Source organism: Alteromonas sp. H39, assembly GCF_047556435.1.
GTDB lineage: Bacteria > Pseudomonadota > Gammaproteobacteria > Enterobacterales > Alteromonadaceae > Alteromonas.
In genome coordinates, this window is the sequence record NZ_CP180210.1 from 4,233,284 (window position 1) to 4,259,609 (window position 26,326).

General features: G+C 50.4%; 24 protein-coding genes. 17 read left to right on the top strand and 7 right to left on the bottom strand.

Features of this window, described 5'->3' with window-relative positions:
- Positions 1–334 precede the first annotated feature (334 nt).
- Positions 335–784 carry a hypothetical protein gene (locus ACLBLI_RS18445; RefSeq protein WP_414828989.1) on the top strand — a complete coding sequence of 150 codons (450 nt, stop codon included), beginning with the start codon at positions 335–337 and terminating at the stop codon, positions 782–784.
- Positions 785–910: 126 nt separating this feature from the next.
- Here ACLBLI_RS18445 and ACLBLI_RS18450 read toward each other — a convergent pair whose 3' ends face one another.
- The 3 genes from ACLBLI_RS18450 to ACLBLI_RS18460 all read right to left on the bottom strand — a co-directional run bounded on the left by ACLBLI_RS18450 (position 911) and on the right by ACLBLI_RS18460 (position 3,814).
- Entirely contained in the window at positions 911–1,195 is a 285-nt protein-coding gene (locus ACLBLI_RS18450; protein ID WP_414828990.1) for a TIGR03643 family protein, read from the bottom strand.
- A gap of 59 nt (positions 1,196–1,254) precedes the next feature.
- The gene (locus tag ACLBLI_RS18455; protein WP_414828991.1) at positions 1,255–3,381 is read right to left on the bottom strand and encodes an exonuclease domain-containing protein; all 2,127 of its coding nucleotides are present in this window, start codon (positions 3,379–3,381) and stop codon (positions 1,255–1,257) included.
- Positions 3,382–3,517: 136 nt separating this feature from the next.
- A complete protein-coding gene (locus ACLBLI_RS18460; RefSeq protein ID WP_414828992.1) occupies positions 3,518–3,814 on the bottom strand; it encodes a hypothetical protein in 297 nt (98 codons plus the stop codon).
- 83 nt (positions 3,815–3,897) lie between these two features.
- On the opposite strand from ACLBLI_RS18460, the gene ACLBLI_RS18465 reads away from it, so the two are divergent.
- The 3 genes from ACLBLI_RS18465 to ACLBLI_RS18475 all read left to right on the top strand — a co-directional run bounded on the left by ACLBLI_RS18465 (position 3,898) and on the right by ACLBLI_RS18475 (position 5,254).
- Positions 3,898–4,089, top strand: a complete 192-nt coding sequence (locus ACLBLI_RS18465; protein ID WP_414828993.1) for a CPXCG motif-containing cysteine-rich protein — start codon at positions 3,898–3,900, stop codon at positions 4,087–4,089.
- A complete protein-coding gene (locus ACLBLI_RS18470) occupies positions 4,082–4,744 on the top strand; it encodes a flavin reductase family protein (RefSeq protein ID WP_414828994.1) in 663 nt (220 codons plus the stop codon). The genes ACLBLI_RS18465 and ACLBLI_RS18470 overlap by 8 nt, the downstream gene beginning before the upstream one ends.
- Positions 4,745–4,960: 216 nt before the next feature.
- Positions 4,961–5,254 carry a high-potential iron-sulfur protein gene (locus ACLBLI_RS18475; RefSeq protein ID WP_414828995.1) on the top strand — a complete coding sequence of 98 codons (294 nt, stop codon included), beginning with the start codon at positions 4,961–4,963 and terminating at the stop codon, positions 5,252–5,254.
- A gap of 157 nt (positions 5,255–5,411) precedes the next feature.
- On the opposite strand, the gene ACLBLI_RS18480 is transcribed toward ACLBLI_RS18475, so the two are convergent.
- Complete coding sequence (locus ACLBLI_RS18480; protein WP_414828996.1) at positions 5,412–7,148, bottom strand: amidase; 1,737 nt, start codon at positions 7,146–7,148, stop codon at positions 5,412–5,414.
- Between the two features lie 321 nt (positions 7,149–7,469).
- Here ACLBLI_RS18480 and ACLBLI_RS18485 point away from each other — a divergent pair, with 321 nt between their 5' ends.
- Positions 7,470–8,990, top strand: a complete 1,521-nt coding sequence (locus ACLBLI_RS18485) for a S10 family peptidase (RefSeq protein ID WP_414828997.1) — start codon at positions 7,470–7,472, stop codon at positions 8,988–8,990.
- Here ACLBLI_RS18485 and ACLBLI_RS18490 read toward each other — a convergent pair.
- Positions 8,974–9,741 (bottom strand): substrate-binding periplasmic protein, encoded by a 768-nt coding sequence (locus ACLBLI_RS18490; protein WP_414828998.1) that lies wholly within the window; start codon positions 9,739–9,741, stop codon positions 8,974–8,976. The genes ACLBLI_RS18485 and ACLBLI_RS18490 overlap by 17 nt on opposite strands.
- A gap of 191 nt (positions 9,742–9,932) precedes the next feature.
- Here ACLBLI_RS18490 and prmA point away from each other — a divergent pair, with 191 nt between their 5' ends.
- From prmA to purD, 6 genes are all read left to right on the top strand, one after another.
- The gene (gene prmA / locus ACLBLI_RS18495; protein WP_414828999.1) at positions 9,933–10,817 is read left to right on the top strand and encodes a 50S ribosomal protein L11 methyltransferase; all 885 of its coding nucleotides are present in this window, start codon (positions 9,933–9,935) and stop codon (positions 10,815–10,817) included.
- A gap of 309 nt (positions 10,818–11,126) precedes the next feature.
- Complete coding sequence (dusB, locus tag ACLBLI_RS18500; protein ID WP_414829000.1) at positions 11,127–12,125, top strand: tRNA dihydrouridine synthase DusB; 999 nt, start codon at positions 11,127–11,129, stop codon at positions 12,123–12,125.
- A 30-nt stretch (positions 12,126–12,155) separates the two neighbouring features.
- Entirely contained in the window at positions 12,156–12,449 is a 294-nt protein-coding gene (fis, locus tag ACLBLI_RS18505) for a DNA-binding transcriptional regulator Fis (protein WP_018982332.1), read from the top strand.
- Between the two features lie 82 nt (positions 12,450–12,531).
- The gene (gene purH, locus ACLBLI_RS18510; protein ID WP_414829001.1) at positions 12,532–14,130 is read left to right on the top strand and encodes a bifunctional phosphoribosylaminoimidazolecarboxamide formyltransferase/IMP cyclohydrolase; all 1,599 of its coding nucleotides are present in this window, start codon (positions 12,532–12,534) and stop codon (positions 14,128–14,130) included.
- Positions 14,131–14,404: 274 nt separating this feature from the next.
- Entirely contained in the window at positions 14,405–15,220 is an 816-nt protein-coding gene (locus tag ACLBLI_RS18515; RefSeq protein ID WP_414829002.1) for a class I SAM-dependent methyltransferase, read from the top strand.
- 12 nt (positions 15,221–15,232) lie between these two features.
- Positions 15,233–16,522, top strand: coding sequence for a phosphoribosylamine--glycine ligase (gene purD / locus ACLBLI_RS18520; protein WP_414829003.1), 1,290 nt, complete (start codon positions 15,233–15,235; stop codon positions 16,520–16,522).
- 42 nt (positions 16,523–16,564) lie between these two features.
- Here purD and ACLBLI_RS18525 read toward each other — a convergent pair whose 3' ends face one another.
- Positions 16,565–17,278, bottom strand: a complete 714-nt coding sequence (locus ACLBLI_RS18525; RefSeq protein WP_414829004.1) for an exonuclease domain-containing protein — start codon at positions 17,276–17,278, stop codon at positions 16,565–16,567.
- 125 nt (positions 17,279–17,403) lie between these two features.
- On the opposite strand from ACLBLI_RS18525, the gene ACLBLI_RS18530 reads away from it, so the two are divergent.
- The 6 genes from ACLBLI_RS18530 (at position 17,404) to envZ (ending at position 24,804) form a co-directional block, all read left to right on the top strand.
- Positions 17,404–18,360 carry an ion transporter gene (locus ACLBLI_RS18530; RefSeq protein ID WP_414829005.1) on the top strand — a complete coding sequence of 319 codons (957 nt, stop codon included), beginning with the start codon at positions 17,404–17,406 and terminating at the stop codon, positions 18,358–18,360.
- 120 nt (positions 18,361–18,480) lie between these two features.
- Entirely contained in the window at positions 18,481–19,383 is a 903-nt protein-coding gene (locus tag ACLBLI_RS18535) for a phosphoribulokinase (protein WP_414829006.1), read from the top strand.
- 377 nt (positions 19,384–19,760) lie between these two features.
- Positions 19,761–21,026, top strand: a complete 1,266-nt coding sequence (gene nhaD, locus ACLBLI_RS18540; protein ID WP_414829007.1) for a sodium:proton antiporter NhaD — start codon at positions 19,761–19,763, stop codon at positions 21,024–21,026.
- A 432-nt stretch (positions 21,027–21,458) separates the two neighbouring features.
- Positions 21,459–22,550, top strand: a complete 1,092-nt coding sequence (locus tag ACLBLI_RS18545; protein ID WP_414829008.1) for a DUF2855 family protein — start codon at positions 21,459–21,461, stop codon at positions 22,548–22,550.
- A 208-nt stretch (positions 22,551–22,758) separates the two neighbouring features.
- Entirely contained in the window at positions 22,759–23,481 is a 723-nt protein-coding gene (ompR, locus tag ACLBLI_RS18550; RefSeq protein WP_414829009.1) for a two-component system response regulator OmpR, read from the top strand.
- Positions 23,482–23,496: 15 nt separating this feature from the next.
- On the top strand, positions 23,497–24,804 hold the full coding sequence (envZ, locus tag ACLBLI_RS18555) for a two-component system sensor histidine kinase EnvZ (protein ID WP_414829010.1): 1,308 nt from the start codon (positions 23,497–23,499) through the stop codon (positions 24,802–24,804).
- Here the strand turns inward: envZ and ACLBLI_RS18560 are convergent.
- Entirely contained in the window at positions 24,787–25,998 is a 1,212-nt protein-coding gene (locus ACLBLI_RS18560) for an MFS transporter (protein WP_414829011.1), read from the bottom strand. The genes envZ and ACLBLI_RS18560 overlap by 18 nt on opposite strands.
- Positions 25,999–26,326 lie beyond the last annotated feature (328 nt).

The following is a 26,326-nucleotide window of genomic DNA, read 5'->3' on the forward strand; positions in this document are numbered from 1 at the left end:
AACGTTGCGCGCATCGACAATATAACGTCAAATAAGGTAATCATGGTCTGACTACCAATTCGCTTCGTAGCGGTATAAAAAAGGCCCACCGATAAGGTGGGCCAAACAGCAAGAACGCGTACACACTTTTAACAGTGCATAGTAAATTACGCTGATGCACTTGCCTCAGTTCATGAGGTTATGGTTACGTTTTTGTAATCTGGCTGATATCAACGCGGTCATCCTTTATCATTATTATTGCAGTATTATGCGATTTAAGAACAACCATAGAGTAATCCGGTTTGATGGTTGGATCATCTTGTCGAAACGATATTTAGCAGAGTGAGGAGGAGCTATGCAATCGCGGGAGCAGCTACTGTCCCGTCATCTACCTATTTCGCGGCTTTCCATTGACGTGTTGCTTGCCCTGAGGCTGTATTACGATAGTGCGGAGGAGGGCGTGAGTCTGGACAAAGATATCGCTGAACTCAGTGAATTTCCGGAGCGATTGTCAGGAAGCTATCGTGCGGAGTGGGAAAGTGTGGTTAAACGCGAAGTTGCCAGACAACTTCTTCACGAAGACACCCGGCCGGTCAGTGATCTGATTGAAATTATCATGGCAGAGCTTGAGTCACTGTATCACCATGACAGACGGTTTTTACATTTACTTGGCATCGTAAAACAAGCAGAAGCGATAGAAAAAACTGACAATGCGCGAGTATTCCCCACCCCTTTGCGACGACAATTAATGGCGCTGCTGTTGCCTGCAATCACCCTGCCGCCAAAGCCAGTGAAATCTCGTTAGCTTGATGTCGACAGCGGGTGGCGTCGTCAATAATGCTGGCGTCGTTTATTATTGAATAGGTCATTCGCGAAAGAAGTCGAAACGAACGGACACTCTTGCCATTGGGTTGAGAATGCCACACTAAGCCTACTTATTCGCCCCCTGTGGCTTATACTGGGACACGCAGTATCCTCGTGTAACACCTTTTGGACGCAGTGCCTGGTGCTTGGTACTGCGTCCATTTACCCGTGCCCCCCAATTTCGAAATGCCTGCGGTTTTAACGTAGAGCGCATCAGCGCTATGACCTGCTTCTCAGATAACCCGAAAAGCGTTTCAATGGCTTCAAACGGTGTTCGGTCTTCCCACGCCATTTCAATAACTCGTGATGTTTCGTGTTCTTCCAGGTTATTTGCTACGGCTTTTTTACTCATTGTTCAGGCTACATCAGAAAGGCTGCGTGATTACCTATACGCAGGCTCTGAAAAGTGGTTCAGTCATGCCCCTGCTGAGATAACACCAGCAGCGACGCTGCCGCTTTGGCATCAGACAGTGCACGGTGATGACGCTCCATTGCAATATCGAAATGGGAAGTCAGCGCTGCCAGAGAATAGGAAGGCAGTCCAGGCCAGGCTTTGCGCATTTGCCTGACCGTACATAATTTTGGTCGCCGATAGTGCTGATCCAGCCGTGCAAACTCCTGTTTGATAAAGCCATAATCGAAGTTCACGTTGTGGGCCACAAATACACAGTCTTCCGTGAATTGCGCAATGGCTTCGGCGACCTCGGCAAATACCGGCGCCGATGCCACCATCTCATCAGAAATCCCTGTCAGACGAGTTATTGCAGCAGGAATACGGCGCTGTGGATTGATCAGTGACTGCCATTCATCCACCACGTCTCCATTGATGACTTTGGCGATGCCGACTTCAGTGATCCGGTGATAAGCAGCATTCCCGCCGGTAGTTTCGATATCGACCACCGCGTAGGGCTGCATAGGATCGCGGTACCATTCTACTTGTGTAATGGTCACATCAAAGCCAGCCTGCTGTAATCGCTGAATGGTAATCAGCTGATTTCTGCGAAGCTGATCGCCCGGCGCTTTGATTTCTTCAAATCGCAGATTGTCGTCCAACACCATAATGTCGGGAAAGCCATCCCGAAGCGTTTTAAAGTCTCGACACATCATGACAAGTAAATGCTTCACCGCGGCGTAATCACCTTGAGTTAGCAAAATTCTCACCGTGTCCAGCAACGACTGACTCCACATAAACAGGCTGTTTACCTTGCCAAAATGAGAGGCCGCCTGCCGGGTTACGTGCTGAAGCATGCTGTCCGCTGTTGGCAGAGCATCGAGTAGCGCATCTATCTGTTGGTGATATTGGTCGTAAAAATCGTTATGTCTGAGTGGCTGGGGCCGGCGGTCAAATTCATTCACCAACGCTTCCTGCGAATACAACAAGTCCCAGAAGGTAAGCCCGAATAATACCCGCCACAACCGGTTTTCTGTTCTCCACGCCGTTATTCCCTTGCGCTTATACCAGGCAATAACGCCGCGCTCTACCTGCTGATTCTGGCTTTCATCCAGTGCCAGTGTTCGGCTGGCATTGCGCAGCATATCGGTAAGCGCGCTGGTGCGTTTTTTATGAAATTTTCTGGCATAAAAGTCTTCGGCGAAGGTTAGCAGGGTATCGGAGCCGGGGTTGTCGATGATCTCCTCAAGAGCAGACTTCACCTGCGCTTTGTCGCCGGACTTATAGAGCTCTCGTAACCACTTTTCTTTTGCCTGATCACCTTGTCCCTGCGCCAGCACCGACAACGCCAGTTGCGGGAATTCGGTTAACAGTAGCTGACCCAGTTTCAGACAATACTTGTCCTGTAATTGCTGTCCTACTGCACTTTCTGTAGCAGGCATTTCCTGTTCTGCCAACTCGCGCAACTCTGTGATACTCAGGTATGGGAGAGTGTCGGTATGATACGCGTAATGCCAAGCCGCAGCGGCCTCGCTTGCGTTATCGAACCTGGCAACATCTGCACTCGCTGTGCTGTCGGTGCGCGTGCGCATGATGCCCAAATCACGCATTGAGAATTGGTTCAATCGCCCCTTGGTATTACCAAAATACAAAAACAATAAAAATCGCAGCGGCTGGTCAAAGGCGCAATAAAGGTAGTGCGAGCCAGAGAAACTTTCAGGCCAGCCATGCCGGGTAATTCGCTGCTCCAGCAGTTGACTGAGCGCCGCTTTATTCTGCCCTGAAAGTCCACGGGTATCCTGATAATTGCCCAGCAATTCGATAATGTCCGCCTTATTCAGTACCGATACAACATCCCAGATGGGCGCCGCATCCAGCGGCAAAAACCACTGCTGCGCAATAAGAACATCGATATGCTCTTGTGGCTGAACGATTTCATCGTAATTAAAATGATGGCGGTTAATGACTGCGTACTTTCGTGATGCCGCCCGCACAACCACACATTGTTGAGGCTCGGGAAGCGACATAAAGCTATCAATAAAACCGCGGCTGGCTTGATCAAGCAGTGCACCATTTTGTCCCTCAAAAAAACGCAGGAACTCGTGGAAATGGTCAAGGTAATAACGAGCCGGTAAAGTTTTGCGCATGACGTAATGGATTCTCTTTCTTGGTCATAGTGCCACCGGTAGCGACCCAGGTATTGCACCTTCACATTGGAGTGTATAAATATGTAAGCCGTTTCGCTGGCACAACTGCCAGGTAGTGTATATTTATACAGCTCTATTAATCAAGTCGGATACGCTGTTTGCTTACCCATTCAAAGTAATTTGCTAAATCAGGATCTGCTTGTAAGGCGTCCTGGGTATCGAAGTGCCTGGCTAGTGTCATCTCCGGATAAAACCGGTGAATACCGTCATGGCACTGGCGGCAAATAGCGATCCCGTCGTTAAGTTTTTGTTTGCTGTACCGCTTTTTAAAATGCGTACGACGATGCATCTTCTTAGGAATAAGGTGGTGAAAGGTCAGTCGGGTTTTACGGTGACAAAGCGGACAAATGCCGATTTTACGCTGTTTACTCATCAGACTTTTTTGTGACTAATTCAATCTCTTTACGTCGTAACGGCGTAAATCAGTTTACTCTTTATCAACGGCAGAGGTATATCGTGAGCCTTACCCGACCAATGGCATTTTCGTGCCCCTATTGTATGGCACCTAACGACTTTGAAGTAGACGAGATCAATGACGTGGGCCAGGTTCAGGTGATTGACTGCCAGATTTGTTGCCAGCCCATAGAAATTACCGTGACGGGTAGTGGGGATGATCTTGAGCTTCATGCTGAGCGGGAAAATGACTAATCACCCTGAAAATCTTATCAGCGCTGCAGATATTGATGCCATGGAGCAGCGCTACCGGGCTAACTTTATTAACAGTTTATCCGGGTTTAAGGCCGCCAATGTTGTGGGTACGCGCAGTGCCGAGTCAGAAAACCTGGCCATCATCAGCTCGGTGTTTCATGTTGGCGCCAGTCCGCCTCTGATGGGCATGCTCATGCGCCCCCATACTGTGGCACGCGACACGCTGGAAAACCTCCTTTCTACCAAACATTACACCATCAACCACGTTGGCACTGACTGGGTAGATAAAGCTCACCAAACGTCTGCGCGGTACGATGCGGGCGTCAGCGAATTTGCCCAATGTGGCCTGACACCCTGGTATTCTGCACGCTGCAACGCACCATACGTAAAAGAAAGCCGGTTGCGGATTGGGCTGGAATATTCTCAGCATTTCAGCTTAGAAAATGACACCGTACTGGTGATTGGCAAAATCAACGAGGTTCTGGTGAGTGGTGACGCTGTTCAACACGACGGCTACGTAGATATAGAAGCCTTGGGTACCGCCTGTATCTCTGGCCTCGACAGTTATCACAAAACACACAGGCTGGCACAATTTACTTACGCCAAACCTGATATTCCTGTGTCGAAAAAAGCATCAAAGGGAACTGCGCGGTGATTAGGGCATCTAAATCATATTAAGACGTCATTTACCTTTTTATCAGCAGTTGTTGGATAATAATTAATGCAGATCAAACTATTCTGGCTTTCACTTTGCCAGATCCGGATTTTGCAGGTATAAGTATAAATGCAAAACCCGCCTGCTGGCGGGTTTTGCATTTAACGTGTTGAATAAAAAAGAATCATTATCGTTTCGATCAGCTTGGAGAGACCTATGAAATCCGTAAATCGTCGTGATTTCCTCAAGTTAACAGGATCTACCGTCATTGGTGTGACACTGGGTGGCGTAGCATTGCGTGCGAACGCTCAGGAGCAGCTGCAAGCTGATGACCCCACGGCAAAAGCACTAAACTATACACCGTCGTCTACCACTGATGGCGCTAACTGTGCAAATTGTATGTACATTCAGGGCAACGAGGGTGAGCAGCATCGTCCGTGTGCAATATTCCCAGGCAAGCTGGTGAATGCAAAAGGATGGTGTAGCGCATGGGTTAAACGCCCGGGCTAAAATAAAAGTCACAAAGTGCTCCCCATTACGCCTTGCGGAACAACCTGTTTGCTCCGCAAGGCGCGTCTCCTAAGCTCAATACAGCAAGCCCCCTGAACGTTCGCACGCAAACCACGCGAATCATCGTCTGATGACGTCTTACTTTCACTGAGTGATACTAGGGTGTATCTTGCGCGTCGTTTAGCGGCGAAAACCAGTGCGGATACGCCTGCATGCGGCTTTCCAACAATTGCGCTTCGGGGGTAAATCCAAGCGCCTGCTCAAACTGATAGCCAACCATCAGCACTTTCATGTCCTGCCACTGACCGCCGATGACACTCAGCCCAACAGGAAGCCCCTTTATTTCTGCCACCGGTACAGTCAGGTGCGGGTAGCCGGCGATAGCAGCAAGATAGCCTATACCAATGTATCCCATGGGTGCATGGTCGCCGTAAATGGCGTCAATAAGAAAAGCCGGACTGTTGGACGGCGCCACCAGCACATCCACATTATTATCGTTAAGCAACGCATCAAGCCCTTTATCTCTTGCGGTATCCCGAATCAATGCCAGCGCATCGCGGTAGGCGTCGCTGTCTATGGCTGGTGCGCGCAATGACTGCGTGAATATATCCTGATCAAATAGCGCCATTTCTCTTTGTGACTGCGCATTAAAGTCAATGAGGGCGGACAAAGAGCGAACCGGAAGGTTAGCTGGAGACGACGCCAGGTAGGCATTCACATTGTGGTGAAACTCACTCAACAACACTTTGTATGAGTCAGGCCAGAAACTGTCAGGCTGAGAAAAGTCCGCTATCTCTACCAGTTCAGCCCCGCTTTTTTCCAATACCGACAATGACGCGTTAAACGCAGACAGCACATGCGGGTTGTCACCCTGACGGTAACGCATTACGCCTATCCGCACACCGCTGAGACTTCCCGTTGCGATACTGTCGGCAGGCGGCATGTATGTGGGAGCCTGTGTTGTCGCCTCATCCTCGGTATCTTTCCCGGACATTGCCTGAAACATGACGGCCGCGTCCATCACGCTGGCTGTCATGGGGCCGGCGGTATCCTGTGTGTGCGAAATTGGCACAATATGCCGGCGGGACAGAAAGCCCACAGAAGGCTTGAAACCAACAACACCGTTCATCGCAGCCGGGCAAATGATGGAACCATTGGTCTCAGTGCCAATCGCCATTGATGCCAGTCTGACTGCCATCGCCGCCCCTGAACCTGAAGAGGAACCGCAGGCAGTACGATTCAATAAATGAGGGTTTCGGGTCAACCCACCTACTGCACTCCATCCGCTGATTGATGACTCAGAGCGGAAATTCGCCCATTCTGACAAATTGGTTTTGCCTAAAATAATGGCACCCGCTGCCCGAAGTCTCGCTATGATGGGAGCATCTCTGCCGGTATCGTTTTGCACAAGCGCCATTGAGCCTGCCGTGGTGGGCAGTTCCCGCGTCTCAATATTGTCTTTCACCAGTACCGGAAGCCCGTGAAGCGGCCCCATTACCCGACCTTCAGCCAGGGCGTCATCGCGTGCCCTGGCGTCCTGTAATGCGTTTGGGTTAACTACCAATACCGCATTAATCTTATCGTCCAGGTCGCGGATCCGTGCCAGATACCCTTGCACCAGCGCCTCAGAGGTCAGTTCCTGACGTTGAATGGCTGCCGCCTGCGTGACCGCAGTTTGATCCAGCCAGGCGTTTACCTCAGGCGCTGCCACGGCGGTACTAGTGTGTCGGGTTTCCGAGGGCAATCCCGACGTTGCGGCGCATCCTGCCAGGCACCACAGTAACCAGATAAGACTCCCAACTTGTATCGCGCCTTTCGTCATAGCGTCTTCCTTTTTTACGTTTTGGTTTATCGGCTCTAAGCGTTCTACGGCGCCAAGCCGTTTTCTGCTCATTCAAAAACTCCCGCCGCGGTGTTCACAATAACCGTGTGACGATGGATTACGTTACCGCCACAACAACATGCAGAATAAATGGCGGTATCTGCAGACACATTACAATTGTTACCGTTTGGCTTAACCTAATGGCATCACAACGCCAGCAGACACAGACACGATTAGCAGCATTATTTTTCTTGTCTGGCTATCAGGAAATCCGGATATACCACGCCCTGTTACCATCAGTCTGATTTACTGCTATTTTTAACGACGAGACATTGTTGCGCTGCACAGGCTCTGGCAGCCTTCGACAAAAACAATAACCCGGAACTCAGAATTATGCTCAAAACCAACCAATACCTTACAGTAGCGATTCTGCTGTTGGGCAGCATTATGCTGCCTGCAAGCGCCGTTGCTGATGATGAAAAAGCCACCTCGCCAGACGCTGAAGCCGTCATGAAGGTGACTCAGCACAAAGCGCGCATCAACGGCGAAACAGTGAAATATTCCGTGCATGCTGGCGATACGCACCTAAAAGACAAAGATGGTAAACCTAGCGCAAGTATATTTAGCATTGCGTATATCCGCGAGGATGTAGACAACCGCAGCACCCGGCCATTAATGTTTGTTTTCAATGGCGGCCCGGGTTCTTCCAGCGTGTGGATGCACATGGGGTTATTTGGTCCTAAAAGAGTGGTACTGCCAAGTGACGCTGAACAGGTTGGCGCTCCGCCATTTCCTTTGGAAACGAACCCTGACAGCCTGTTGGACATGGCTGATCTCGTCTTTATTGATCCGGTAGGCACAGGCTACTCAACGCCATTGGGCGAGTCCGAAGGGAAGGATTTTTGGGGAGTTCAGGAAGATGCCAGCATTTTGTCTGAGTTTATCCGCGTTTATATCACCAAAAACAAACGCTGGAATTCGCCGAAGTACCTTGCAGGAGAGAGTTACGGAACGACGCGGGCGGCAGCCATGGTAAAAACGCTGCAGGAAGGCTGGGGTAGCATCGATCTGAATGGCGTACTGCTGATTTCTTCTATTCTGGATTTTCAGACGGGCGACTTCACAGATGGCAACGACTTGCCTTATATCACCTTTTTACCCACATTTGCGGCGACCGCCTGGTATCACAATGCCTTACCTGACAAAAGTGCATTTGAAAGCCTTGAAAGTTTTCTGGAACAGGTTCGTAATTTCGCGCTGACCGATTACGCGACAGTGCTGTTAAAAGGCGGTTTGGCATCGCAGCAGGAAGAACAAAACGTAATTGACCAGCTCCACCAGTTCACCGGCCTGAGCAAAACCTACCTCAAACAAGCCGACATGCGCATCAATGAGTTTTTGTTTATGAAGAAGTTGCTGCGTGATCGAGGGCAGGTAGTCGGTCGCCTTGATAGCCGCTATTTGGGTGAAGACGCGGTGAAGGTTACCAGCCGTTTTGAGGCAGATCCTTCTTCTTACGCCATTGACGGTGCCTACACGGCGGCGTTACAACATTATATGGCCACCGAGCTGGATACGCTGCGCGAAGAAAAGTACAACGTGCTGTCTGGTGAAGTCTTCAGTAACTGGAACTGGCTTGTCGGTAATAGCCCGCGCAGTCAGGGCTTCTTAGCAATGACACCCAACCTGTCTCGCGCAATGCGTCAGAACAAGGACTTCCGCATTTTTATTGCCAATGGCTATTACGACATGGCAACCCCATTCTTTGCTACCGAATATTCCATGCAGCATCACGGTATCGATACTGACCGGGTGTCTATGCACTACTATGAAGCCGGCCACATGATGTATATTCATGAGCCTTCGCTGAATAAGCTGGTAAAAGATATTCGTGACTTTATGGATGCTCGCTAGACCGGCTGACCGGAATTTCTTTTAGCAGATTAACCAGTCCAAACTGGTCAATTAATGCCTGATAACGTCCATCCTCAATGAACGTCGCCAGTGTCTGATTAAACTGGCGGCGCAGTTCATCATCAATGATGGCTGCGCGGTAGGGGCTCACCCCAAACAGCGTATGAATATCAACCTCAGCCTGGCGCTCTGCAGGCTGTTTACTGCGCAGATGGGTGAAAATGTTTCTGTCCATCACTGCCACATCGATGCTTCCGGCCAGCAACAGGCTGACTTGCCGGCGTTGTTGCGGTATCTCTATATAGCCGGGATGCTGGCTAACGACTTCCCGGTAGGCTTCACCAAGTACATGGCTTGCCGTTTGAAACGCGGCAACCGAATGGTGTCGTAAGTCGCTTACCTCGCGGATCACCAGATGACGCTTTTTCAGTGTGACCGCGACATTCTGATACACGACGTAGACATTGCTGAGTATCGCATTGTCGACAGGATGACGTGCGTTCATTGTCAGGCCAATATCGGCTCCGCGCGCATTAATCAGTCTGGGAGTGCGCCCGAAAGGCACGTAGATGGGAAGAATATCGTGTCCAAGCTCTGCCAGAATCTGACGAGCTAACTCCAGTTCAAAGCCACTATGAGTCTCGGCCATCACGTAGGGTGGTTTATCCCAGCCGACCACCACATCAATTTGCCGGGCGATAGCCGGAATTGATAACAGGACACAAAACAACAGTAAGACAACGTGCTGCATAAGAAGCAAATTGAGTAAATCTTAACCTCAGTGTATCGCCTTGGTCGGCGAACGCAACGTTCAATTCGCTACTTCGCCAAATCGTGACCTCCCGCAGGCAAGCAACTTATTTGAATAACCCATGCTTTGCAGTTTCTCGACACGACCCGCCTTTGCTACAATTCGCTGTCTTTAGTTACTTGGAAATTATCATGGCCTGGCTACAACTGCGTATTAACACGTCTGCCGAACATGCAGAATCGATTGGTGGCATGCTCTCTGCCAATGGTGCTCAAGCAGTTACCTTTGTTGACGCCAAAGATACGCCTATGTATGAGCCTAAACCCGGCGAGACCATGTTGTGGCCGGACACTCAAGTAGTCGGGCTGTTCGACGCCAGCGATGATATGAAAGCCATCATTACGCGTCTGTCCCAGTCAAAACTATTAGGACCCGACTTCCCGCATAAACTGGATCCGCTTGAAGACAAAGACTGGGAGCGCGAATGGATGGATAACTTTCATCCCATGCAGTTTGGCAAGCGACTTTGGATTTGCCCAAGCTGGCGGGATGTTCCTGATCCGGAAGCGGTTAACGTGATGCTGGATCCCGGTCTGGCGTTTGGTACCGGCACCCATCCCACAACATCATTGTGCCTTCGCTGGCTGGATGCACTGGACCTGCAAAGTAAAACGGTGGTCGATTTTGGCTGTGGCTCAGGCATTCTTGCACTTGCTGCTCTGAAGCTGGGAGCTGAGCGGGTGGTGGGAATTGATATCGACCCGCAGGCATTACAGGCATCGATGGAGAATGCGCGGCGAAACCAGGTAGAAGAACGCCTCAACGTCTTTTTGCCTCAGGACCAGCCCACACTGGAAGCCGATGTCGTAATGGCGAATATATTATCTGGTCCGCTAATCGACCTGCAGGATGTGATCACCGCTTACTGCAAACCCGGTGGGCGCCTGGTGCTTTCCGGCATACTGGCCGAGCAGGTCGAACGCATCGAAGCCGCATATTCCCGTGACTTTGATCTCGAACCCAGCGCCATCGATGGCGACTGGTCGCGCGTCTCAGGAATTCGTAAATCCGTCTGATTTATAAACGACTAGTCGCAGGTTAAAAACGACAGTCCGCTGACTGCGTCAAACAACAATTGTCACAGGTTGATGCCCCTTGACAAACACACTTTTCACAAACCGCTAACACCTCTACGCCCCTTTATCCACGGGGGCGGGCCCGATTTGGGTAAAATCATATAAAAAGCCCAATGAATTCATTCTGTCAAGACCGAAAACATAAATTTTGTGTGATTTTTAGCCTTTTCAAGCCTTGCGAAAACACGTACACTTAGCGCCCCGTTTCAGCCGGGTGATTATTTTCTGCACAGCAGTTGGTGTATTATTATGCAAATCGGACCATACAAATTGGATAACAATTTAATGCTGGCCCCGATGGCTGGAGTGACAGATCGTCCCTTCAGACAGCTATGCAGAAGAATGGGTGCTGGCCTGGTGGTGTCAGAAATGTTGTCGTCCAACCCTCGGGTGTGGAATACAGCAAAGTCGATGTCACGGATGGACCATGCCGGGGAAAGCGGTATTCGTTCGGTACAAATTGCCGGTGCGGATCCCGAGTTAATGGCGCAGGCGGCGCAGTTTAATGTGAGTAACGGTGCGCAAATCATCGATATCAACATGGGCTGCCCGGCGAAGAAGGTCAATAAAAAACTGGCTGGATCAGCGCTGTTGCAATACCCCGACCTGGTGGAATCTATTGTGAAAGCCGTAGTAGACGCAGTAGACGTACCGGTGACATTAAAAATTCGTACCGGCTGGGATACAGAAAACCGCAATGGGGTAGATATTGCCCGCATTGCAGAGCAAAACGGCATACAGTCGCTGGCAGTTCATGGCAGAACGCGTGCCTGTATGTACAGGGGGGAAGCGGAATACAACACAATTCGTAAGATTAAAGAAGCTGTGTCGATTCCGGTTATTGCCAATGGCGATATTACTTCCCCACAGAAAGCACAAGAAGTGCTGGAATACACTGGTGCAGATGGCGTGATGATTGGTCGCGGTGCCCAGGGAAATCCTTGGATTTTCAAACAGATCCTACATTTCCTGGAAACCGGAGAGAACTTGCCGTCACCTTTATTGTCTGAACAACATCAGGTGTTACATGAACACGTTGCGAACGTGCACGCCTTTTATGGCGACATTACCGGGGTAAGAATAGCCCGGAAGCACGTGGGCTGGTATCTCGCGGAGCATGATAAGGAGCGTCAGTTTCGTAAAACGTTTAATGCTATTGAGCAGGCCGATGACCAGCTCAACGCACTTGACGATTATTTTCAATCGCTGCATAAGCGGGAAACCCGACAGATTTCCCCCGCAGCATAGTGATGACTAACTAAAGAGCAAGAAAGTATTATGTTCGATCAAAATGTGACTTCTCCGTTTACCACGACAGTAACTACGCCTTCACAAACTCAAGCTCAAAAGCCGCTGCGCGACTCCGTAAAGCAGGCGGTTAACAAGTACCTTAAGCAACTTGACAACGCCAACATCGATAACCTGTATGAACTGGTTCTGGCTGAAGTTGAGGCACCGCTGCTGGAAGAAGTCATGACCTACACCCGCGGCAACCAAACCCGCGCTGCCATCATGATGGGCATCAACCGCGGTACACTTCGCAAGAAGCTGAAGCAGTACGGCATGAACTAAGATTTCTGGGCATCGCCCACCCCAAGAGCACCTTTCGGTGCTCTTTTTGTTTCACACTCTCGATTGATAAGTTATACACACTATGCATACACCTAAACCCATCAAACGTGCGCTTTTAAGTGTTTCTGATAAGACCGGCATTGTAGAGTTTGCCACCGCGCTGAATCAGGCAGGCGTTGAACTGCTGTCGACTGGCGGCACCGCCAAGCTGTTGAGCGAAGCCGGCCTGCCGGTAACAGAAGTATCGGCGCATACCGGACACCCTGAGATCATGGACGGTCGTGTGAAAACCCTGCATCCGAAAATTCACGGTGGCATTTTAGGCCGCCGCGGACAGGATGAAGCGGTAATGGAAGAGAATGACATTGCGGCTATCGATTTGGTGGTAGTGAACCTTTATCCTTTTGCCGCAACCGTAGCGAAAGAAGACTGCACACTGGAAGACGCTATCGAGAACATCGATATCGGCGGTCCTACCATGGTGCGTGCGGCAGCGAAGAACCATAAAGATGTTACCATTGTGGTTAACGCCAAAGATTACGCTGGCGTACTGGAAGAAATGAATGACAACAGCGGCTCGCTAACGTATGCGACGCGTTTTGATCTTGCGATAAAAGCGTTCGAACACACAGCAGAATACGACGGCATGATTGCCAACTACTTCGGCGCAAAAATCGATGCGGTTGAATGTGAAGACGACTGTGAGCACGAGCACAGCGAGTTCCCGCGTACCTACAATATTCAGGTAAGCAAGAAGCAGGACCTGCGCTATGGCGAAAACAGCCATCAGTCCGCGGCGTTTTATGTAGAAAATGACATTCAGGAAGCCTCGGTGGCTACCGCTGAGCAACTTCAGGGTAAAGAGTTGTCATTTAATAATATCGCAGATACTGACGCCGCCCTTGAGTGTGTGAAAGAATTTGATGAGCCAGCGTGCGTTATTGTGAAACATGCTAATCCATGTGGTGTCGCCATTGGTGAGAACATTCTGGAAGCTTACGACCGCGCGTTTAAAACCGACCCAACCTCAGCCTTCGGCGGCATTATCGCCTTTAACCGCGAACTGGATGCTACCACTGCGCAGGCAATTGTGGACCGTCAGTTTGTGGAGGTGATCATTGCACCAACCGTTTCTGAAGGTGCCAAAGACGTGATTGCGGCGAAGAAAAATGTACGTCTGCTGGCGTGTGGCGACTGGCATGGCCAGCTTACTGAAGGGTATGACTTCAAACGTGTAAATGGCGGTCTGCTGGTGCAGGAACGCGACTTCGGTATGGTGGAAATGGACGACCTTGAAGTCGTCACCAAACGTCAGCCAACAGACGCTGAACTGCGTGATCTGATGTTCTGCTGGAAAGTGGCAAAGTATGTGAAGTCTAATGCCATCGTGTACTGCAAAGACGGCATGACCATTGGCGTGGGCGCCGGTCAGATGAGCCGCGTGTATTCCGCAAAAATTGCCGGCATTAAAGCGGCGGATGAAAACCTGGAAGTCGCAGGGTCTGTCATGGCGTCTGATGCCTTCTTCCCGTTCCGCGACGGCATTGATGCAGCCGCACAGGCTGGCATCAAGGCGGTTATCCAGCCTGGTGGCTCGATGCGTGACCAGGAAGTGATTGACGCCGCTGATGAGCATGGCATCGCCATGGTATTTACCGGTATGCGTCACTTCCGTCATTAAGCACAGGCGTCGTCTTGCAGCCGGTCATCAGGTATTCACGACCGGCTGCCGACGAAAAGCTGGTGTTTTCCTGCTGCTCGGTTAGGCTAATGACATTCGCAAGCGCGAATGTGCTATCGGTGTATGACAACAAAATGATGACCCATGGCTAACAAGCTCAGGTGATCATTTGTTAACAACGACGGGTATGAATCGTCGCATCACTTTATGCTGTCTTAAGTGAAGTCCGATTAACTCAAGCTCCTGACTTTGACAGAAAAGGAAAAGTATAACCATGAAGACAATGAAGCGAATTTTGACTGCCGCTGCGCTGGCACTTACCGTCACATCGGTAACTGCTGACCCTATTACCGAGGCGGTAAAAAGCGAACATCGTAGCGCCGATGCCAAGGCCCGTGATGAATATCGTAATCCACAACAAACCCTGCGTTTCTTTGGTATCGAACCGGATATGAAAGTTATCGAGATCTGGCCGGGCGGTGGCTGGTATACCGATATTCTGGCAGATCTGCTAAAAGACAATGGCGAGCTGGTTACGGCACATTTCTTTGTGGATGACAGCACCCCTGATTACTACAAGAACTCACTGAAAAAGTTTAACGAGCGCGTAGAAAGCCACCCACCTTATGCGGGGATCACGGTTACTGCCTTCCACCCGCAAAATGCGCTGGAAGTGACCGAACGCGGCACGGCTGACGCTGTTCTTACCTTCCGCAACGTACATAACTGGTACATGAATGCGGGTAAAGAGGGCGTGGAAGCGTCTTTCAAGGCCTTTTATAACGCCCTGAAGCCAGGCGGAGTTCTGGGTGTGGTAGAACATGAAATGCCAGCATCTGGTAACGATGCCGACATGAAAAAAAGCGGCTACATGAAGCGTGACTTCGTGATTGCTGCTGCAGAAGCTGCGGGTTTTGAACTGGAGGCCAGCAGTGATATCAATGCCAACCCGATGGATAATGCAAACCACCCCAAAGGTGTGTGGACACTGCCCCCCTCACTGGCATTAAAAGAGGAAGACCGTGCGAAATACCTTGCCATAGGCGAGAGCAATCGCATGACATTAAAATTTGTAAAACCTGAAGCATAAACGGAATCATTGATGAACGTACTTGTTATTGGCGGCGGTGGCCGCGAACATGCGCTTGCCTGGAAAGCCGCACAATCTTCTGACGTCTCGACCGTGTTCGTGGCACCGGGAAATGCCGGCACCAAACACGAATCGAAAGTGAAGAATGTCGCCATTGGCGTTGAAGACATCGAAGGTCTTTTGACTTTTGCCCGAAACAACGACATTGCGCTGACCATTGTGGGGCCGGAAGCGCCGCTGGTAGCAGGGGTAGTGGATGCCTTTGACGCTGCCGGTCTGACTATTTTTGGTCCGACTCAGGCAGCCGCTCAACTGGAAGGCTCAAAAGCGTTCACCAAAGATTTCCTGGCTCGTCACCACATTCCAACTGCGGAATATCAGAACTTTACCGAGATTGAGCCCGCGCTTGCGTATGTACGCGAGAAAGGCGCGCCAATTGTCGTGAAGGCCGATGGCCTGGCGGCGGGTAAAGGCGTGATTGTCGCGATGACGCTGGAAGAAGCAGAAGACGCCATCAAAGACATGCTGGCAGGTAATGCCTTCGGCGACGCGGGTAGCCGTGTGGTCATTGAAGAGTTTCTGGACGGTGAGGAAGCCTCGTTTATCGTGATGGTAGATGGCAAAAATGTATTGCCGTTTGCCACCAGTCAGGATCACAAGCGCGCCGCCAATGGCGATAAAGGGCCAAACACGGGCGGCATGGGTGCCTATTCGCCAGCACCGGTTGTGACGCCGGATATCCACCAGCGCATCATGAACGAAGTGATTATGCCCACTGTCGACGGGATGGCTTCAGAAGGTAACCCTTATGTGGGCTTCCTGTATGCAGGTCTGATGATCATGGCAGACGGAACACCGAAGGTCATTGAATATAATTGTCGCTTTGGCGATCCGGAAACCCAGCCAATCATGATGCGCCTTAAATCCGATTTGGTTCCTTTGTGTATTGATGCGTGTAACGGCGCTCTGGACGGCAAGAGGATTGAATTTGACGAGCGCGCCGCGGTAGGTGTGGTGCTGGCTGCCGGTGGTTACCCTGGCAACTACAACAAAGGTGATGAGATCAGCGGCCTTGATGAGGCGGCAAAGCTGGATGGCAAGGTATTTCATGCTGGCACTGCCTCAAAAGATGGCAAGGTAGTTACCAGTGGTGGCCGTGTTTTATGTGCTACAGCATTGGGTAACAATGTGACCGAAGCGCAGCAACAGGCCTATGAGCTGGTTGCCAAGATTAACTGGCAGGACGTGTACTTCCGTACCGACATCGCGCACCGCGCCATTGCCCGGGAAAGTCAGGCATAACTTTCCCCGCCCAGCCTTTATCATGACCCCATGCGTAAAGGCTTACGTTGCTCCGGTTATCCACCTAAGGTCAACAACCTGAGTGGATAACCAATAGGACATCGCTGCGGCAATACTTTCGGTGTCATAAAGCGCATTGTGCGCATGGCCAGTTAACTGAAGTTGCAATGCACAAGCCAGCTCACCGCTGGCTTTTTCACTACCTAGCACGCCATAACGCAGCAGTAACGCCTGTAAGTTGTGAATTCCCCGATCAAACTCCGGTAGCGAAAACCCGCCCAATTTGGCGTTCTCTTCAAGAACCCGATTATCTGTTCCCCAACACCAGACAGGTAAGTGTCCATGTTCGCAAAAGTGATACAGTGTTGTCACTGCTGATGCGGCATCAACGCCATGTTCATCCACCATCGGCTGCGAGATGCCGGTGAGATTGATGATGTAGTCACTTAAGTTTGGATTAATAACGGGTTTTATCAGAATATTCAGACGCTCTGAGACAACGCAGGAGGTCTGCGTCATTGTCAGCTTAACCGCACCAATCTGAATCAGTTCTCTGTGTTCGTTCTCAGCTGACCACTGGCGCTGCGCAGAACCTTCCCAGGCCGTGAACTCAGTATCAATAATAACGCAGCGATAAGGCGCTGTGGTGGTGGCCTGATGATGCTTTATTTGACTGACTCCATAAGCTGGTTCGGCAACGCTGCCAATCAGCTGCAGTAGACATTGCCTTTGCAATATGGCAACAATGAATGACAAGGCTACAGTGCAGAAGCATGACCCCTCGTATTTCAGACGAGATGATGCTGTACCTGTATCCGCTCAACTCAGAATAATACATAACTTGCTGCGCATACAACTCAGCACACGGACTGGACACCGCCATGAGGCACAAGCCGTTTAGACAAGCCTGCTTTCGCATTCTGCGCCCCTACCGTGAAAACCAGTCCGGCGAATGGCCCAGCCGACTATTCGATTACCTGCTTATCACCCTTATCGGACTGAACGTGGTGGCAATGATGCTGGAAACTGTACCTGGGATCGCAGCGAAATGGTTGCCTGAATTGCGCGGATTCGAAGCGTTCTCTGTCTCTGTTTTTACCATAGAGTATCTCGCCAGGATCTGGACCAGCCCGGAGTCGGCAGACTTTAACCACGGTGAGCAAAGCGATAGCCGAATCAGACTTAAATTTGCCTGCTCGCCCATGGCTATAATCGATTTGATAGCCATTTTACCGTTTTACTTAAGCATGTTTATCGCTGTCGACTTGCGCATGTTGCGGTTATTCCGACTCACCCGCCTCATAAAACTGGGGCGCTACTCCCGCTCAATGCAAACGCTGATGGAAGTGCTGCGAAGTGAAGCGAAAACCCTGCTGGCAGCAGTAAGCGTGCTGTTTATTGTTATGGTATTTGCCGCAACCGGAATTTATTACATTGAACATTCTGTGCAACCCGAGGAGTTCAGCAGTATCCCTGCCGCCATGTGGTGGTCGCTGGTGACACTTACCACGGTGGGCTATGGCGACGTAGTGCCGGTTACCCCTTTAGGCCGCGTTTTTGGTGGATTTATTACGTTACTTGGCGTTGGGTTATATGCGCTTCCAGCGGGAATTCTGTCCTCCAGTTTTACTGCACAGCTGCAGCGTCGGCGCGACCGGTTCCGGGAGTGCGTGGAAGCGGCTATTTCCGACGGCGAGATAACCGCCCATGAATCAGAACACCTTGAGAAAATTCGCAGTCTGCTGGATTTAGATGAGGAAGAAGCCGAAATGATCATCAAATTACTGAAGCATCATCATACGTCTTCCCAAAACCATCCAAACGATGACAGGCCGTGAGATAGCGCCTGATTCGACGCTGTTGCCGACAACTTTCCTTGTTTGGTGACCGGGTCTGCCCTTGATTAATCATCGGCAGAGGCTTATAACTAGAGTCCGGTTTTTGCCCTAAGAGACACTATGTCTGTAAAACATCCAATTATTGCCATCACGGGGTCTTCCGGTGCCGGCACTACCACCACCACCAACGCGATACGCCATATTTTCCGTAACCTGAAGGTGAATGCGGCAGTGGTTGGCGGCGACAGTTTTCACCGTTTTACCCGACCGGAAATGGAAGTAGAAATCCGCAAAGCGCAGGAGCAGGGCAGACACATCAGTTATTTTGGTCCCAAAGCAAATGACTTTGAATTACTGGAAAGTCTGTTTCGGGAATACGGCAGCACTGGCACCGGACAATTCCGCCAGTATCTGCACACGTTCGATGATGCCGTCCCGTTCAATCAGATGCCAGGCACCTTCACACCCTGGCAAGACTTACCGCAAAATACCGACTTACTGTTTTATGAAGGCCTGCACGGCGGTGTGAAAACGGAAGAAAACGACGTTGCCAAATATGTTGATTTGCTGGTCGGCATGGTGCCCATCGTTAACCTGGAATGGATCCAGAAAATCGTGCGCGACACCACCGACCGCGGACACTCCCGGGAAGCTGTCATGAGCAGCATAGTGCGGGGGCTGGATGACTATTTTCATTATATTACGCCACAATTTTCCCGCACCCATGTTAATTTTCAGCGCGTTCCCACGGTAGATACCTCAAACCCGTTCAGTGCGCGGGAAATTCCTACACAGGATGAGAGCTTCGTCGTTGTGCGCTTTCGTCGTGAAATGAAAAACGTGGACTACCCCTACCTGCTGCAAATGATTGATGGTGCGTTTATGTCGCGTATTAACACCATCGTGGTCCCTGGTGGGAAGATGGGGTTGGCCATGGAGCTGATTCTGACACCGCTGATTGAAGATTTACTCGAGAAAAAACGTCGTGCTGGTCATCAGATGGATTGGGTAAGCGATCGTTAACTAAGGCTGGCACGCCAGCCTCACTCTTCTTGCACGCCTTTCCCCTTTTTAGCCCCTCCCAACGTGGCGGCATAAAAATCTGCTATTGCGAACATAACCTGAAAATCCCGCAAATTGTCGCGCCTGACGTTTGAATCACGTCGCAACCGGCGTAAACTACGCACGCACAAAGACATTTCCTTTTCAGATCCCACGCTGACAGCGTGGAGGATTTGCCCTGGTGCTGACGTTCACGTCAGGTCGCCAGCCCCCTGCTGGTGGTTTTTATTTTCGTTTTTCACTGTCCTTCGCGTTTTCTGCTACGCGTGTGGCCAGCCTGTATTTGTCGTTAGCCACAAAATGCAATGGTCAGTGAAAAGCGGTAACCGGACAATCACATGTTGGATTATGTGTTAATTGCCATTGCCGTTCTGGCACTGATCGGCGTTATTTTCGAAGAAGTATTTCACGTTAACAAAGCCAAAGTTACCTTGTTTTTTGGCACGCTTGCATGGATCCTGCTGTTTATTAGCGCAGACCATGGGCCACTGCTTCCCGGCGTGGAGCACGACCTTACCCACAATATCACCGAGATTTCGACCTTATGGTTGTTTCTGGTAGCCGCCATGACCTTTGTGGCTTACCTCAACCGCAAAGGCCTTATTGAAAACATGCTCAATGTGGTGATGCCGCGGAAAATCTCGTTGAAGGCGTTGTTATTCATTACCGCCATATTCAGTTTTTGTTTCTCTTCGCTGGCAGACAACATCACCGCCACGCTGGTTTCGGTAGCGATGGTGTTATCGCTGGGGTTACCCTTTTCGCAAACCATCCGTTTTGCAGTACTGGTAGTGTTTTCCGTAAACTCTGGCGGGGTATCTTTGATAACCGGTGATGTCACTACGCTGATGATTTTTATGCAGGGAAAGGTAACCATTACCCAGTTATTATGGTTATTGTTGCCCTCGTTCAGCGCAGTTATGCTGCTGGCAGCTATGCTGTCTGTTGGTATGAAAGGCAAAGTGACGTTGCGCAAGACCCGGCATGAGACGCGTCCGGTCGACTACGTAATTGCCGGTACGTTTTTGCTGACAATTATTCTCACGCTGAGCGGCAACGTATTATACGGCATTCCCCCTATGCTGAGCTTTCTGGCTGGCATGGCTGTCATGTTCCTGATTGCCACGTTTATGGGAGACGATAACGATGACGATCCCATTCTTGATTACATTCGTTATATAGAATTCGATACGTTGCTGTTCTTCCTGGGCGTACTCCTTTTGGTAGGAATGCTGGAGCATATACATGCCCTGCGTGCCTTCCTTTCGGTATATGAGATGCTGCCGCCAGTGCTGGCAAATTTCGTCATGGGTGTGATGTCAGCCACCATTGATAACGTGCCACTAACAGCTGCACTGCTTAAAGCCAACATCACCATGAATACGGCTGAGTGGATGACACTGACTTATGCTGTAGGTGTAGGAGGCTCGTTGCTAGTGATTGGTTCGGCTGCAGGTATTGTCACAATGAGTAAAGTACAGGGCCTGACATTTGCCCGGTACAGCAAGTTCACCTTCTTGTTGTTAATAGCATACACTGTAGGTTACGCACTGGTTTACGGGTTAACTATGATGGCACTGCCTGCACTGGGTATATCGTTGTAGCAGCAGTTTACGAAACGCAGAGCACGTGATGATAATAACCAGCGAAATCAAGTAGTCGTAATGAAAAGAACCGGGGCGACGGTGGACATGGCCCCGTTTCATCACGTACTGTGGTCGTGACATCGCACAAAAACGCAGTCGACAATTGTGCACCGGCCAGTGCATTGACAAAGTCAAATGATGAAAGCACCGATGACAAGAGGTCGCGAGGTTTGCTTCATCGTCTCACTGGCATACAAAATCGCCGTACGGCACCTTTTTGAGCTGCCAGTTATTACACAACATAATCAAAAGAAATTTACTTTCTTTCAATATGTTGTGCACGCTAGAACTAGAGGTTGTTTTATCTTTTAATAACACCGACCTTCGGACGGAAGCATAAAATGGGATGTGTGCTTCTACTCGCGTCTGTCGAAATAAACGGGACGTTCCATGAGCCTTTCGACGCAACAAATTTGGGTAGACAAACAAGATCTGAATGACACAAAAGTCGTTCAGGATACATTGACAGATGACGTTCTGGGGAAGCATGACGTCCTGTTGAAAATCGAACAGTTCGGATTCTCTGCCAACAACATCACCTACGCCTCCATGGGCGAAAAAATGGGGTATTGGGGTTTTTTCCCTGCGGGCGCCGGCTACGGCATTATTCCGGTTTGGGGATTCGCGATAGTGCAGCGCTCAATGCATCCGGACATTAAAGAGGGTGAGCGCATTTTCGGTTATCTGCCGATGGCATCGCATTGGGTAATTCGGGCCGGTAACGTTAACGAATATGGCTTCAAAGACGTGCACCCAAACCGCAAAAGTATCAGTCAGGTATACGATCAATACCTGCGGTGCGAAGCAGATCCTGCCTATAATCTTGATAAAGAAGTCTGGCAACAGGCATTTCGCCCGCTGTTTATGACATCGTTTGTACTGGACGAATACGTGTTCAACAATGTCGTGCAGTCGGCTATTCTGATCTCCAGCGCGTCCAGTAAAACCGCCACCGGGTGTGCCTGCCTGATGCGCCATCAGCGTGAAAAACGTGAGTCCCGGTTTCGCATTATCGGTCTGACATCAGAAGCCAATCGGGACATGGTTTGCGATTCCAACTGCTATGACGAGGTGATGACCTACGGTGAAGCAAACACGCTCCCAGGTGACGACACTTACTGGTTACTGGATTTTGCCGCCAATGGCGACATGCTGACTACGCTGAAAGAGCACTTAGGTGAAGCGCTGGATCGAATAACACTGATCGGCGCGACGGACTGGCAGTCTAAAATCAAGCCTGATCGCGCCAGTCTGAATGCTGACATTTTCTTTGCACCGGCTCATGTCAAACATCTTCAGCAGGAGTGGGGCCATGAAGGTTTCCTATCGCGGTATGCGACAGCCTGGAAACTGTTTGGGAACACCACCACACAAACCTATTACGAAGAAACTCACGAAGGCGTTAACAAGGTGCTATCGGTTTACAAAGATACGCTGGCGGGCCTGATGAACCCAAATGCACTGTTAAGCCTTAAGTTCTGATATCGCGGTCTTCGGTCTTCGGTCTTCGGTCTTCGGTCTTCGGTCTTCGGTCTTCGGTCTTCGGTCTTCGGTCTTCGGTCTTCGGTCTTCAAGACAAGTATGAAACCATTTGTAACAAAGCGGCAAGTTCCGCAACATTTCAGTGCTTTTGTCTTTACCCGTAAGTGGTTATAGTGAGACAGGAAAAAGAAACCTTGCGGACAAAAGAATGGGTCAGGAAACCTCAAAAATTCTGGTAGTAGATGATGACATGCGCCTGCGCAGCCTGCTGGAGAGATATCTGGTAGAGCAGGGCTTTCAGGTTCGGACAGCAGCAGACGGTGAGCAGATGAATCGCTTACTGGAGCGCGAGAATTTTCATTTGATGGTGCTGGATCTTATGCTTCCTGGCGAAGACGGGTTGTCTATCTGCCGACGTATCCGTCAGTCTGAAAACGACATGCCTATCATTATGCTGACCGCAAAAGGAGATGAGGTTGACCGCATTATCGGCTTAGAAATGGGCGCCGACGACTACCTTCCCAAACCGTTTAATCCCCGCGAATTGCTGGCACGAGCCAAAGCCGTATTGCGCCGCAAGACAACCGAAGCCCCAGGTGCACCCTCTCGTGATGAGCAGGTGGTCGAGTTTGGCGAATACAAGCTAAACCTGGCGACCCGGGAAATGAGTGCAAATGGCACACCCATGCCGTTAACCAGTGGTGAATTCGCGGTGCTGAAGTCGCTGGTAACGCATCCGCGCGAACCATTATCCCGCGATAAATTAATGAATCTGGCTCGCGGGCGCGACTACAGCGCACTGGAACGCAGCATTGACGTTCAGGTATCGCGATTGCGCCGGATGTTAGAAAAAGACCCCGCCAGCCCACGCTACATTCAGACAGTCTGGGGCCTGGGTTATGTCTTTGTACCTGACGGAGAGCAGGTGTAAGGCGAGACATTCCTCGTGAGATTCGTCCCCAAAAGCGCATTCGGGCAAACCGTTTTATTAATTGGCATTCTTTTGCTGATTAATCAGGTCGTGTCTTACCTGTCAGTCACGTATTATTTTATCCGCCCCAGTTACGAACAAATAAACAGCCTGCTTGCCACCCAGGTCAAGGGCATTCTGGCCAGCGAGATGCTGGCAGCAGACCAAAATAAGCAAGAACGCTTTACCGAGCGTACCGGTATCAAAGTGCTCTCACCTGAACAATCCATGCAACAGGGCCTGCAACACTCAACATACTATGGCTTCATGTCTGCACAGGTCAGCGAGCAGCTGCAAGAAAAAGCGGAAGTTCGCATAAGCACGACTACCGGCAGCGACTCGCCCTATCTGGTCTGGATAGCGCTGGAGCGTTTTCCCAGCCACTGGATTGCGGTGCCTATCTCCGGATTAAGCGAAGCCAACATTTCCCCACTAACCATGTACCTTATGGTTATTGGCATACTCAGCGTGGCAGGAGGATGGCTTTTTGTGCGCAGAATGAACCGCCCGCTTCAGGCGTTACAGCGTGCAGCATTGCAGGTTGGCAAAGGCGAGTTCCCGCCGCCTTTAAAAGAACAGGGCAGCAGCGAAATGATAGAGGTAACCCGGGCTTTTAACCGCATGAATCAAGGGATCCGCCAACTGGAAAATGATCGTGCGCTAATGACGGCCGGTATTTCACACGACCTGCGCACACCTTTGACCCGTATCCGGCTGGCAACGGAGATGATGCCGGAAAACCAGGAGTGGATCCAGGAAGGTATCATCAATGATATTGAAGACATGAACGCTATTATCGATCAGTTTATTGAATACGCCAGACAGGACCGCGAAGAAGTCAGAGAAAATACAAACCTCAATGAATTAATTCAGGAACTCACCCAGGCTCGCCACGTTGAGGAAAGTCATCATATCGATTTGGCGTTACAGAACGTGCCGACATTGAGCCTGCGACGCATCGCAATAAAACGGGTGCTGGACAACCTGATTGAGAACGCCTTTCGCTATGGTTCTGACCATATCGTGATCAGCAGCCGGGTAGATAATCAGCAAAAGCGGGTGGTCTGCTCGGTCCGGGATTTTGGTCCCGGAGTGCCTGAAAAAGAGCTGGATGCGGTTTTTCAGCCTTTTGCTCAGGGCGACAAAGCCAGAGGCTCAACAGGCTCAGGGTTAGGTCTGGCCATTACCCGACGCATCATTGACGCCCATGATGGCAGCGTGAGTTTACGTAATCACCCTCAAGGCGGACTGGTCGCCGAATTCTGGTTACCTTTCCGCCGCTGACTCGTGATGCCCGGCGGGCATGTCGGCTTGGTTTGTCTTCAGCAGGCGACTGTACCCAAATGCGCAGGCCCACAGCCAGACACCCGCCACAGGGATGACCCAGAACGCCGTAGTCAGCGGTGCAAAATTAGCCCAAAGGCCGGTGCTGAATGACGCTACCTGAACGCCTATGGTGTTACCCACCATACTGATCCCCGAAAGCACAGGCCCTTTTTCAGGACTCAGGCTCATCGCGGCGGACAACATTAGCGGAAACAACCCGCCAATACCCAGCCCCAGCACTAAATTACCCCCTGCCAAGCCATAGAGGTTATCGGCAAGCTTTATAATTAGCGTGCCAGTGAGACCCAGCGTTGCCATCACAACAACGAGGCGATGCACGCTGAACCAGCGTAGCAAGACAGCGAACCCGAGCCGACTGATGACCATTCCGGCAGTAAAACATGCAAGCAAGTTCCGTGATACTTCACCGCTAAAGCCAATGCCGTTTTGCGCATAGCTGACAAACCAGTTGGCATTTCCGAACTCTACTGCACCATAACCAAAGCTCGCCAGTGCCAGAAACAAAAACACAGGCTGAGAAATAACATCTTTAAATGCCAGCGACTGCTTGGGCGCTTTCGGCTTACCAGCGGTGACTTTTCGCTGCGTACGCGCAACCAGCAATGCGTAGCCCGCCACCACCAGCATCGCCAGACTCAGCACCTGTATGGGCAAGCGCCAGTTTTGTTCCGCCACATAAAGCAGAGTAACAAAGAAAGAGGATGCAAACGTACCAAGACTAAACATGAAGTCCATCACACCCATCATGGCGAAGCGCTTTTCGGCAAACATCTGTGCGATCAGTGTATGCCCAATGGTGATCATACTGGAGCTAATTACGCCGATAAAAAACACCATGACCAGCACAGATTGCCACTGTGTGAGCACTGAAAGTATTAGCAGCAGTACAGTATCTATAACAAGCAGCGAGGCCAGGAGAAAAAGAAAATCGAATCGGGTTGCATATTTTCCGCCCAGAATGGCGCCGCTCATCATGCCCAGTGAAAATAGCGAGAACAATGCACCGCTAACCACTTCTGACATTGCTAAATCGCGGGCAATATCCGGCAATAAGATTCCCCACAGAATAAACAGCATACCCAGCAGGAAAAATCCGGCAAAAATCACGGTGGTGGCGGGACGACGACTCATCCAGTCTCCTTTATACATCGTTGCAGAAAATATCAGTCACTCTGAGTAGTAACCGCTCAGAGTATTGAGTGGTGTTAAAAACCAGGTAGGGTAGCGTTTCGATTTGAATTATTGGCTGCTTCGCCTTTCGCCTACAGTACGACGCTATGCCGGTAAAAGCAATTGACCGTCGCAACAGGTGGAAACGTTTACATTAGACTACAGAACCTATTTGTATGACAAGCCTAATTCTGCCGCCTGTGAGATCAGTGCGACTAAATGCATTGCCGCAATCACTGTGGTTTTTCTGCTTATCGCGTAGTAGAACCTGTCGGTTTCTTTAGTATAG